9 protein-coding genes, 1 tRNA gene and 1 pseudogene are annotated in these 11449 nt (G+C 62.7%); 4 read left to right on the forward strand and 7 right to left on the reverse strand.

The genetic code is table 11. The features are described from left to right. Together K1X71_20010 and K1X71_20015 are read left to right on the forward strand one after the other, a co-directional pair. Positions 1 to 310, forward strand: a 310-nt coding sequence (locus K1X71_20010) for an SPASM domain-containing protein (protein MBX7075435.1), incomplete at its 5' end; no start/stop codon positions are given. An 870-nt stretch (positions 311 to 1180) separates the two neighbouring features. Beyond that, entirely contained in the window at positions 1181 to 2212 is a 1032-nt protein-coding gene (locus K1X71_20015; GenBank protein MBX7075436.1) for a site-2 protease family protein, read from the forward strand. Positions 2213 to 2220: 8 nt separating this feature from the next. Here K1X71_20015 and K1X71_20020 read toward each other — a convergent pair whose 3' ends face one another. Then, entirely contained in the window at positions 2221 to 2556 is a 336-nt protein-coding gene (locus K1X71_20020) for a DUF2007 domain-containing protein (protein MBX7075437.1), read from the reverse strand. A gap of 256 nt (positions 2557 to 2812) precedes the next feature. Here K1X71_20020 and K1X71_20025 point away from each other — a divergent pair, with 256 nt between their 5' ends. Continuing rightward, the gene (locus tag K1X71_20025) at positions 2813 to 3550 is read left to right on the forward strand and encodes a PspA/IM30 family protein (protein ID MBX7075438.1); all 738 of its coding nucleotides are present in this window, start codon (positions 2813 to 2815) and stop codon (positions 3548 to 3550) included. Here K1X71_20025 and K1X71_20030 read toward each other — a convergent pair. Next, a complete protein-coding gene (locus K1X71_20030) occupies positions 3547 to 5124 on the reverse strand; it encodes a M20/M25/M40 family metallo-hydrolase (protein MBX7075439.1) in 1578 nt (525 codons plus the stop codon). The genes K1X71_20025 and K1X71_20030 overlap by 4 nt on opposite strands. A gap of 356 nt (positions 5125 to 5480) precedes the next feature. Between K1X71_20030 and K1X71_20035 the strand changes: the two genes are divergently transcribed. Then, a tRNA-Ser gene (locus tag K1X71_20035) sits at positions 5481 to 5568 on the forward strand. A gap of 208 nt (positions 5569 to 5776) precedes the next feature. On the opposite strand, the pseudogene K1X71_20040 reads toward K1X71_20035, so the two are convergent. The 5 genes and pseudogenes from K1X71_20040 to K1X71_20060 form a co-directional block, all read right to left on the reverse strand. Then, positions 5777 to 6868, reverse strand: a pseudogene (locus K1X71_20040) (tyrosine-type recombinase/integrase). 127 nt (positions 6869 to 6995) lie between these two features. Further along, on the reverse strand, positions 6996 to 7274 hold the full coding sequence (locus K1X71_20045) for a hypothetical protein (GenBank protein MBX7075440.1): 279 nt from the start codon (positions 7272 to 7274) through the stop codon (positions 6996 to 6998). After that, the gene (locus K1X71_20050; protein MBX7075441.1) at positions 7271 to 9901 is read right to left on the reverse strand and encodes a hypothetical protein; all 2631 of its coding nucleotides are present in this window, start codon (positions 9899 to 9901) and stop codon (positions 7271 to 7273) included. Before K1X71_20050 ends, K1X71_20045 begins: the two co-directional genes overlap by 4 nt. Before the next feature lie 83 nt (positions 9902 to 9984). Further along, complete coding sequence (locus tag K1X71_20055) at positions 9985 to 10200, reverse strand: helix-turn-helix domain-containing protein (GenBank protein MBX7075442.1); 216 nt, start codon at positions 10198 to 10200, stop codon at positions 9985 to 9987. 183 nt (positions 10201 to 10383) lie between these two features. Then, the gene (locus K1X71_20060) at positions 10384 to 11376 is read right to left on the reverse strand and encodes a hypothetical protein (protein ID MBX7075443.1); all 993 of its coding nucleotides are present in this window, start codon (positions 11374 to 11376) and stop codon (positions 10384 to 10386) included. Between the last annotated feature and the right edge of the window lie 73 nt (positions 11377 to 11449).

Raw genomic sequence — 11449 nt, forward strand, 5'->3', positions numbered from 1 at the left:
GTATGGACAGGCCGGTCTGACCGCGGGCGCCGGCGGCACGCGCCCCGTGGCCGGCAACCCTGGCCGGCTCGACGCCATGCGCGAACCGATCCCTTGCTGGTCGATCTTCACCGAGGGGCACATCACCTTCGATGGCCGCCTGTCGGCCTGCTGCTTCGACCACGACGGCCGCTTCAGCATGGGCGACCTCACCACCACTTCGTTCGCCGAGGCCTGGCACAGCGACCCGTTCCGCGCCCTGCGCGCCGAGCACCTTCGCGGCGATGTCTCCGGCACCGTCTGCGCCGGCTGCATCGCGTACAGCAGCTAGTGGTTAGTGGATAGCGAGCGTTTGAGACCGCCGATCAGTCGGCGCACTCGCCTCGTTGCGCTTGCGGGGAAACCTTGGAGTCGGGCGGTGGCCGGTCGCCACTGCCCCCGATTACTCCCGCACCCTCAGCGTCTCCGCGTCTCGGCGGTTCTTCCCCTTCTTCCGCCTCGCTCCCACGCAGTAGGGGGAGAGGCAGCGACCGCAGGTCGCGGTGAGGGGGGTTTTACTTCGTCCCTCCTCAACAACTTTCCCCCCTCAGCGTCTCCGCGCCTCTGCGGTTCTTCCTTCCCTGACCACTAGCCACTGACCACTATTCACTACCCCCATTCCGACAACTCCGAAAACCCCCGCCTGCCTGCCGCGCAACGCACGGCTCTAACCCATTGCGAAAGTGAAACTTAACGCGAACAAACGCCAACTGCCGCTTCGTGCGAATTGCGCGCGTGTTTTGACACTCCATTCCAAAAACTCCGAAAACCCTCCCGCCAATCCTGTGTGGCCGCCGCGGCGCAAGCCGTGACACACCAGAATCTTCCGAAAACAGAATCGCGATTCTCATTCGTTTTCGGAAAGGGGTTTTCGGAGTCCACCCCCTGTTTTCGCAATTTGCTCCGAAAACCGACGGCGGTCAATTCGGCCGGTCGGCGCGTCTGGCGCGGTTTGTACAAAAACGGTGCTTCGGCCCGGACCCTTTGCCCGGTAAAATGGCCCCTGCACCAGCACGCCACGCCCAACTCTCGGCGGCGGCAAGGTTTCCGACCTGTTGCCAAGTTGTTGCGTAGAATTACGAAGTGCCAGTGGAAGGCGCGACCGCGGCACACGGCCCGCAAAGGCCGTTTGAGGGATTTGGAACCAGAGTCAGAGGCTGGCGTGGAAGAAAGATCGTATCGCTCGTTCGATTTTGACCGACTGGCCGACCAGCCCACTGGTCCCGCCCCTCCCCCCGAGTGGCGGCAATGGCACGAGACCCCCGTCGCCGCCCAGGTGCTGGCCGAAGGCGAAGATCCCGACCAATGGGAGTACGAAGAGCACGCTCATCGCGGGCGTGGCGTGGCCCTGCCGGTCGCGCTCTTTTTTGCCACCTGCGTGACGACCTTTCTGGCCGGCGTCTTCGACAGTGAGAGTTTTCTGCCGGTCCTTATCAAGGCCCCCAGCTTGTTCTGGGAGACGATCGCCAACAACTGGTGGACCGGCGCGCTCTACATGTTGAGCGTGATGGGCATTCTGTTCACGCACGAGATGGGGCACTTCTTGCAGGCGATGCGCTATCGGGTGGCGGCCAGTTTGCCGTACTTCATCCCGATGCCGAACCTGTTTGGCACCATGGGTGCCGTCATCGGCATGCAAGGGACGCAGGCCAATCGCAAGGAACTCTTTGATATCGGCCTGACCGGGCCCCTCGCCGGTCTGGTGATCGCGCTGCCGGTCACGATCATCGGCGTGATGCAGGCCACCGTGATCCCGGTGGTGCATGGCAGCGGCACGCATTTCAACGCGCCCTATCTGCTTCATGTGCTCATGCGCTGGTATCACCCCGACTTAGGGCCGGGCATGGCGCTGAGCGATAGCCCGCTCTTGATGGCGGGCTGGGTGGGGTTGTTCGTCACCGGCCTGAATATGCTGCCGATCAGTCAACTCGATGGCGGCCACGTTGCCTACGCGCTTTTTGGCCGCGGCGCCTGGACGCTGGCGCGGCTAGTTCTGTTCGCCGTAATGGCCTTTATCGTGCTGGCGCAGGCGTACCAATGGATGATTATGCTGCTGCTCATCATGTTCCTCGGCGCCGACCATCCCCCCACGCGCAACGACCAGCAGCCAATTGGCTGGGGCCGCTACGTGCTGGGGCTGGCCTCGCTGGCGCTTCCGCTATTGTGCGTGGCGCCGTTTCCGATTTCGGGCTAGCGCGGGCGCTATTCAGTCACGCCGGGGCGCAGCGCGCCGCAGACGTCGCACTCGTCAAAGGCGCCGGTCACCGTGGCGTTGCAGGCCGGGCACTTCCAATCGGGTCGTTCGGCGCGCTCCATCTTCGTTTCGTCGTACTCCCGCACGAACGCCTCTGCCTGCGCCAAATCGCGGCGGCGCACCAGCACGTCGGCCGGCACGATCGGCAGGCCGGCCAGCGGCTCGTTCGGCTCGGTCACTTGCGCTTCGATGCCAGCATCGCCCAGCAGGTTCTTCACCAGGTACGCTTCCGGCACTTCCGCCGCCCGATAGACCGAGATGAGTTCGTCGGGATCTTCCGTCATGGATTGCCTCTCAAGAAATGGAAAGGAATGGCCGCGCGCGGCGGCACGGCTGATTATCGTGGCGCGGCCCGTTTGGTGCAAACGCCGCGCCCTACAGCCAGCACAGGCGGCGCATTCGCGCGCCAGCGCAGCGCCCAGCGGCTTGCTGCGCGCTGGTTTATCCGCCACGTTAATAGTAGCGGAAAGCGCGACGAACAAGGTTGCCGCGCCGATGTTGCGTCGCACCTGTCTCCGCGCCGATCGAAAGGACCTACTCGTGATCGTTGACAAGTTCTGGCGCACGTTCAAGGCCCAGGCCAACAAGCTCGCTAATCTGGTCTGGACCGCCGACCCCATCGGCCAGATGCAGTACGAATACGACCTGGCGGTCGAGCAACTGCAAGGTGGCCGCGAGGGGCTGGAGCAGTACCGCGCGCTCATCGAGCGCGTCAACCGCCAAGTGACCAAAGACAAGTCGCACGAGCGCGAACTGGCCGCCCGCGTCGAAGCCTATCTGGCCGCGGGCGAGCGCGACACCGCCGGCCGCTTCGCCCTGGAACTGGCCCGCCTCCGCGATCAAATCGCCGACAACGAGTCGCAGCTAGAACTGCAGGAACGCGCCTACGCCAACAATGTGGCCAAGATCAAACTCGCCGCCGGACGTCTGAGCGAAGTCCGCCAGCGCATCGCTCAGCACAAGTCGGAACTCAAGATGACCCGCGCCGAAGCCGAGATCGCCAAGCTCGCCAGCTCGTTCGACTTTGACATCACTACCAACTTCGGGCAGATCGAGCAGATCATTCAAGACAAGGTCAGTCTCAATCGAGCGCGGGTACGCGTGGCTTCCGACCTGTCGACCGATGGGCTGGTCGAGGTCGAACAGCAACAAGCGCTCGAAAAGGCGCTGGCCGATCAAGCGCTGCGCCAGTTCGAAACCGACAAGCAAATCGCAGGCGGCAAGACCATTGTGATCGACTCCGCCGCGCCGCGCATCGAAAGCGACGGCCAGCGCTAGCCGCGCCGATTGCCAGGCAAACGGCTGGCGGCCGCGTCGGCGGCGGGCTGCCGGCCCGGCATCTCGACCGTCGCCGAGCGGATTTGTCCGCCGTGATCGACCGTGAGTACTGCGGCGCCCTGCGACTCCGCTATCAATTTGCGGAACTCCGTCGCGTCGGCGAAGCTCTGACCGTTCACCTCGTAGATGCGATCGTTGGCCGTCATGCCGGCGATGCTGGCGGCCGTGCCGTCCACCACTCGCGTGACGATGATCGCTCCCGGCTCGGCGTCGTCCTCGCGCCAGGTGATGCCTAGTCGCACGGGCGAGCCAATCAATTGCAACTTGAGCGGCAGCGGCTCGGCGATCCCTTGGCGCGTGACCAAGGCGGTCGTCGGGCTCTCCGCCGCCCAAACCAGCTTGCGCAAGGTTGGCACGTCGCTGACGCGCGTCCCCGCGAATTCGATGATCCGATCTCCTGCGCGCATGCCACCGCGATCAGCCGGCGCGTCTTCGTCGACCCCAGTTACTTTCACCCCCGCCAAGGCGTCGGCCGTGGGGTCGAAGCGCACGCCCAAGCGGCCCGCCAAGGCCGACAGCGGGCGTTCGATCTGTTGTTGGGCCGGCACGCCTTCGCCGCGCGACCGCTGGCGAAACCGCGTGCGATCGGGTCGGTTGGCCAGTTCGTAAACGGTTTGAAACAACAGGCGCGACACGCGCTGCATGCCGGCGAACTGCACGCGCTCCACATCGTCGCTCGGCCGGTGGTAATCTCCGTGCAATCCGGTGTGCAGCATCAAGATCGGAATGCCGCGCTCATAGAACGGAAAATGATCGCTGTTGTCGATCATCTCCCAGGTGCAATCGAGCCGCAGATCGCTTTCGCGGTTGCCCAGCGCCACCAGGCGCCGCAGTCCCGGCGCGGTGCGCGTGCCGTAGACTTCCACCTTGTTGTTGGTCAGGCGGCCGATCATGTCCATATTCACCAGACATGCCACCTGCGACAAAGGAATGGTCGGCGACGACACCCAATGCTTCGAGCCGAGCAACCCTTTCTCTTCGCCATCCCAAAACGCGAACACAATCGTGCGCCGTGGCGGCGTCGGCAGCAGCGTCAGCGCTTCGATCATTTCCAACAATCCCGCCACGCCGCTGGCGTTGTCGTCGGCGCCGTTGTGGATGTAGCCGGTGGGGCCGTAGCTGTTTTGCGCGTTGCCATAGCCCACATGGTCGTAATGCGCGCTGACCATTACCACCTCGTCGCGCGCCGCCGGATCGCTCCCCTCCAAGCGCGCCAGGATGTTGCGATACCCGCCGCCGAACGATTGGTAGTAACCTTGGCTCCCCGCGCCCGCGAGACGATGTTTTTGAAACTCCTTGCCCAGGTAGATGCCGGCGGCGCGGCCACCACGGCTGCCCGCCTCGCGCCCTTCAAAGGTGTCGTCGGCCAGTGTTTGCACGTGGTGCTTGAGGTCGGGCTCTTGGATCGAGTTCAGCGCCGTGGCGAGCGCGGCATGATTCACGGCGTCGGTGGATACGGCCGGCGTCGACAAGAATAAGAGCACGAATGCCGCCAGGATCAGGTGATTACGCATGTTGGCGCCAAGGAACGATCGAAGAAATGCGAAACGCGGGAACTTTCGCCGAATCCATGGCGCAACCGATGTGCGGAGCGTCCAGTATACTTACCGGGCGACGCCGGTTGGCGAATGGCGTCGGCCGGGCCGATATTCGTGATAATCCGGCCCGCGCCGCTACTTGGGAAAGTCCCAATTGGCGAACCGGCGGACAAAAATGGTGTCTTTGAGAATAGCCCCAGTCTTGTCAAAATTTGGGACGTAAACGACTTGCGAAAGCCGGCTTATCGCCGCAGAATTTCGCGTTAGAATAGAAGGCCCTCGCAAGGCCGACGGTTGCCGCAAGGCGCCGCGGCACGGCGCGGGTCCAATTAGGAGAGGTGGCTGAGTGGTCTATAGCGCGGGTTTGCTAAACCCGTGACCGGGTTAACCGGTCCGCAGGTTCGAATCCTGTCCTCTCCGCTAAGTCCTTATGCAGTAACGAGTTAGGTTCAGAAATACCGGGAAAAAGCGCTGCATTTGGGGGCGCCCCCCCGGTTGGGTTCACCCCGTTTCGGGTACTTTCGTGCGCCGCGTGCTGCGCATTTTGCAGCGCTTTGTTTGGCGAGCTTGCTAGCTGGCCAGTCGGTTCCCTCACCGCCGCTTCAAAGTGCGACTTGTGAGAAACCAGATAGTGCTCCAGCGCCACCTTGGGCGAATTGCCAAGCCAGCGGGTCACTTCCTGAATCGGGAACCGCTCGACCAGTTCCGTCTCCCGACTGGCCCGCAGATTGTGCAACAGGCGGGGCCACGGTTTTAGACCGGCGCGCGCGATGATTTGCTTGAACCGGCTTCCCAAGCTGCAATTCCGCCAGCCTTCCGGGCCAAGGGCCGCCTTGCGGAATCGCTCATCGACCACGTAGACGGCGCCCTCGGGGGCCGCTTCGGACGCCTCTAGCAGCACCGGCAGTAGCTCGGGGAATAGCGGCAAGTCGCGTTGCTCTCGGCCAGGATGATGTTCCGTCTTGGGCGATGGAACCGTAATTCGATTCTCCGACCAGTCGATATGCGACCACTTCAGGCTCAGCACTTCACTAGGGCAACGTAATCCGCCATAGCGGGCCAAGGTCACAATCACGCGCCATTGGATGTTGGGGCAGGCCGCTAGTACGCGGTCGATTTCCTCCCGCGTCACAAATCGCTGTCGATCCCGGATGTTCCCCCCACTGGCCCGCACGCCATCGAAAGGGTTTTCGTCGATGAGTCGCCGGCGCCGCATGGCGTGGAAGAAACCGCGCGCAAATTGCAATCGCTTGTTGATCGTGGTCGGGGCCAGCTTCTCGCCTACCAAGTGCAACTTGAATTGGTCCGCGTCTCCCGGCGTGATGGTGCGGATATCGCGACCAGCGCCGAAGTAGTCGAGTAGGTTTCTATGCGTGTGGCCCCAAACCACTTTCGACGCGGGCTTCACGTCGCATCGACTGGCGATGTAGTCGGCCATGAACTCCCCTAGCGTCACCAAGGCTTGCGGGGATTCCGTCTCGATCAATCCGACGCGGGCCAATCGCTCTTTGAGTGTGGGGTGTACCGTCGTCAGCCAGGCCGCTGTATCGGGGGCGACGATAGCGCCGTTGATCTTGGCCGACAACAGGGCTTCGACGTGGCGCGCCACTGTCTCGGCATCGCGTTGTGAGCATTTGCCGAGTCGGATTGTGGGGCGCGAGTCGCCTAGCGTGAACTGGACAAACCGCGTGCCGTTGGGCCGCTTCGATACGCTGGCCATGTCGCTGTTCTCCTTCGTGATGAACTCGCATCTTAATGCGGTTCGGAAATAAGCAGAAACCAAATTTGCGCTCTAAGGGGCGGTTGTCGCGGTCGATGTTAGAGTCGATGGCGCGTGAGATATCGCGTTAGACGCGATTCTGTGGCGTCGATTTTCGCGCCCAACCGAAAATTTCCAGCCGGGCCAGGGCTTCGGCGTCGTCACGGCACAATCCGCCGTCGTACTCGTAGATTGCCGCGCGCTCGTCATATTCGTAGAGCAAATCAAGCAACTCGGCTTTGTGCGCAGCCAGACCGGACAGCAATTCCGCTGGCAAGGTTTTGGGGAAGTACCGCAACCGATCTTCGCGCGCCGACAAGCAAACGCTTAGGCGCGCCACCTCGGCTAGTGTCTGGTCGAGCGTCATATCTCCCCCCATACAGCGTCGTCAGCCGCCATCGACAGGGCCGCGTTTGCGTCCGCAACGTGCCCGCTATCGTCCGCAACTCGCCCACCAAAAGATTTCGTCTGCTTTTCTGCGTCCAACGTGCCCGCATCGTCCGCACTTCCGTTGCTTGCCGCCGCGTTCTCTTTGTTGCCGGATTCCCAGCGGGTACTTGCGCCCGTCGCATCGTCCGCAACGTGCCCGCCATCGTCCGCGTTGCGGGTACGTTGGACGATGCGGGCACTTGTTTGCAGGCAAAATCTTGTGAGAACAATCAGCCGCCGCCGTTGCCGATCCGCGCTGCGCTGGGTCAGGTCCACGTCGATCTCCATGCCGCGCAGGTTCGGCGCCAGCCGCCGCAGGGCGTTAGCCAGAGCTTTGGGCGTGCCGGGCCAGCCACGTTGCCGCTTCACGCTCTCATCCGCCATCGCTTCCAACTGGGCCAGTAGTTCTTTGGCTGTGCCCGTCCATACTTCGTCACCCTGCATCAACAGGTAGACGGCACCCGCGACAGGCGAAGCCTCAATGGCCAACTCGTTGGCGGCTTGTCGATTCTGGTTGTAGGTCCGCAGAAACTCGCCGTCGGCCAGTCCTAGCGCCGGTTCCGCCGCTGTCGCCCACTCGGCGAAGTCCGCCATGCGGGGTAGTTCGTCTAGCCGCACGTTGGGCAGGCGCCTCATCGCGGTCGAAACCGCCGTCAACAGCGCGCCCAACAATCGCGGTCGCTGCGCATCGAACGATTTCCAAAACTCGCGTTCCGTCCGGCGCCGATCGGGGGGTATCCGCAACAGGTTCACCAACAGGGCGCGGTCGAGCAAATCCCCCCGCACCAGCAAATCCTCAATGCCGGTCAGCATCGCGGGGCGCGTCGCCGCCAGAATCGTTTCCTCATCGTCGGAGTACAGTTGCCGCGCGCTGAAACCGGCGCCTGTGGCCAATCGACAAAGACAGTCGCTCAACCAGCCAGGGACCACGCTCAGATTGTCATAGCCGATTACCCAGCCATTAGTAGCTGCAATCATCAACTCATGCGGATTGCGCGGCATGTCTCGCAACTCGGCGCCGTTGGGGTCAATGAGCTTGCGCAGACAACTTGCCGCCGTCGTCTTGCCGCTCCCTTGCTCGGCGCTCAGACAAAGCACTGGATAGGGGCCAGTGGGACGGGCCGCCGCGACCAGCCAGGCCGCCACCAAGGGCCAGCCAGCCGCATCGACGTTGACGTAATCGCGCAGCGCGTCGAGCGCGCCCCCTTGTTCCGGCAGGGGCAAGGGCAGCATCGCCTTCGTTCGCCGGAATCGGACGGGGGGATTGTCCACCACGCGCCAGGCGGTCGCGTCGATTTCCACCGCGCGCCAACTCGCGTCGGCCAGGTCGATGTAGATGCGCCCCTCATGCTCGGCCAATCGCAACGGCGCTGGATGTTCCGCGCCGTCGTACAGGGCTTTCGCTTCCAGGACGTTCATGGCGTCCGTGATGGCCTGACTACTCGCCGCCTTTTCCTCCGCATGGAAATACAGCCGGGCCAGCCATTGCTTCACGGCGCGGGATCGCAGCTTGTGCGACTGGACATGTTCACCAACGGGCATCGAAGCGAACGGCTCGCCGTTGGCGTCATGCCACAACTCGGCGCCGTAAGCGATAGCTGTCTGGACCAGCGTCGTAGATGCTGATGGCGTCGATTCTTCGCGCTTGCCTTGTCCTTTTTTGTCACCTCTGGTTGAGGGCGATGGCGCCCAGACTTCCGCCGCGTCAGCCAAGTCCTCGACCGTCCGCCGCAGGTCGTCGGCACTGGCCGCCGCGCGGGCCGCCACGAACTCCACCGCGTCCCCGCCCTCGGGCAGGTCGGGTAGCTCGACCAGCTTGACCACCGGGGCCGGCGTCAGTCTCGCAAGGATCGACGCCACCTTGCCGGCGTAATCTGCGCCAGCCGAATCATGGTCAGGCAGGATGATGATTTCCTTTCCCGCTAATGGGGTCCAGTCGGCTTTACGGGGCGACTGGGCGCCATGTGGCGAAGTAGTCGCCACCAGACCGAGAGCGCGGATTGCGTCAGTCGCTTTTTCCCCCTCGCAAACGTAGACGCGAGTCGCGTCGGGCAGGTCCGTCAGCCGATACAGTGGGCGCGGGTCCGGCATCCCGCACGCTACCCAGAGGAGAGCGCCATAGCGGCTCACTGGGCGGATTTCCTTTTTGCCATCGGGCAGATTCCACCGCAGCACCGCGCCCACGATCTCGCCGTTGGCGTTGTGGTACTCCCATTGGTGGGACACTGGACCCAGCCGCTGCCCCAATCCGATGACGGCGCCGGCCAGTGTGGCGAACCGCTCGCCTTTCGGCATGGGCGCTGATTGCGATTGCGACTTGCCACTTTTCTTGCCGCGCGAGTCCGCGAACAGGTCCGACATGCTCATCCCTAAGGCGGCGCAGATAGCCGCCGTGGTGCATTTCGCATGGCACTTGATGAGCGCTCGCCCATCATCCCCCTCAGTGATGGACAATGAGGGGCTACGATCTTCGTGCGCCGGGCAGCACGCTATCCAGCCGTTGCCGGACGGTTTGGCATCGCGCAGCTTCGACAACAGCGTTTGAACGGGTTTGGTACAATCCATTACGTCGATACTCCATTTGGCCCGGCGCTACTGGCATGGCGTCCGGGCTTTTTTTGCTGGCGAACCCCCGCGAGAGAAGAGCGCTAGGCCGATTGCCGCCGCGCCGCGATGAAGTTTTCCAGGTCGCTCATCGCGTAGCGCACCGATCGCGCGCCGAGTCGCACGGCTGGTAGCTGGCCGCTGTCGGTCCAACTCCACAACGTCCGCGTGCTCACGCCGATGGCCTGCGCCGCCTCACGCGGGGTCAGCAGCAGCTTGGGGGCAGGCGGGGAAACAGGTCGCGTGATGTTGACGTTCATGGGAATGGCCTCGATTGGTCGCAGGCCGCGAAGTGCGGCTTGCATGGGCGACGTTTTGGCAAAGAGCGCGCAATTGCGGTTGCCAAAAGACAGCCGTCCGACAAATGTCGGACGGAAAGAGACGGCAAATCACGGCCAGAAAAAGCGAAAAAAAGCCGCTGTCCGACAGCCGTCCGACAAATGTCAGACGGATTTCGCGGTTCGATATTTGGCCGCAATGTCTAGCAGCTTCGGCGAGTCCGCGCGATACAGATACTTGGGGCTGTTCACTTCGGGGTTACTGACTTCACGGCAACAATCCCAAAGGTTCCGCCGCTGGCGTCCTAGCGCCCTATCGAATGCGCAGCGCTGTGTGAGATGCACGCCAAGGGCGTCGGCCAGGGCCGCGCCGCCCAGATAACCGACAAGCGCCTCGGGCCGCTGGTCCGTCTCGCCATCCCCCTCGGGCCGCGCCTCGATCTTGGCTTGCGCCGCGTCGGTCACAACGGTTTCGCTCGCCACGGTCGGGGGCGAGTCATAGACGTTAATCGTTGTGATTCCACGCACTTGAGATTCGCGTTTGTCCTCCGGCCAAGCATCGACATGCGCCCTTCCGAAACGTACAGATTCCTTGCCGGGGAAACTCACTCGCATTATCGCGCGCAAAATCTCTTGAACCTGTTCGCGCGCTCGTCCGTTTGCATGTAACACTGCAAAGGATATCGTACTCAAGCTACTGGGGTTCCAATCCAACGATTTGCGAAGCCTCTCAGCCGCCAATTCAAACTCGGTCACATATCCGCGCAAGCTTTGGGCGTTTGTTTCACTGTCCGCGTCCGCGCGGAGTTGTTCAAGCAGTGTCCAAATTTCGTAAAGTGATTCCAACCGCCGCATGGATCGCGCCGTGAACAGGATTCTGCAATTAGTGCTTTTGGCCGCAAAATCAGCTACGGACGCAGCATTGTTGCATGCGAGAAGTACAACGCCGCTTTGATCGTTGAAGCCGATCCGCTCTAACTCTGCGACAAGTTCAAAAGTAGAACCGCCCGACAGGCTCTCACGCGAACGTCGGATGCGTGATAGGGGAGCGGGGTTCTCTATTCTCGTAGTACGGTCGCGCAGGTCATCGATTAGATTGCGCGCGCCGCGCAATACGTTTTCCAAATTTGCTGCATCTATGTCGAACACGCGCGCCACGATCTACCTTTCCGCGCCAAAGAACGGGCCGGTTCAGGCGCGCCATGCGAAAGGTAGAAGCACCGCGCGCCCG

The organism is Pirellulales bacterium, from assembly GCA_019694455.1.
Classification (GTDB): Bacteria; Planctomycetota; Planctomycetia; order Pirellulales; family JAEUIK01; genus JAIBBY01.

Coding starts and splice junctions, on each gene's coding strand:
- K1X71_20020 (MBX7075437.1), bottom strand. CDS start 2,556: ATGACGGAAGATCCCGACGAACTCATCTCGGTCTATCGGGCGGCGGAA.
- K1X71_20030 (MBX7075439.1), bottom strand. CDS start 5,124: ATGCGTAATCACCTGATCCTGGCGGCATTCGTGCTCTTATTCTTGTCG.
- K1X71_20045 (MBX7075440.1), bottom strand. CDS start 7,274: ATGACGCTCGACCAGACACTAGCCGAGGTGGCGCGCCTAAGCGTTTGC.
- K1X71_20050 (MBX7075441.1), bottom strand. CDS start 9,901: ATGGATTGTACCAAACCCGTTCAAACGCTGTTGTCGAAGCTGCGCGAT.
- K1X71_20055 (MBX7075442.1), bottom strand. CDS start 10,200: ATGAACGTCAACATCACGCGACCTGTTTCCCCGCCTGCCCCCAAGCTG.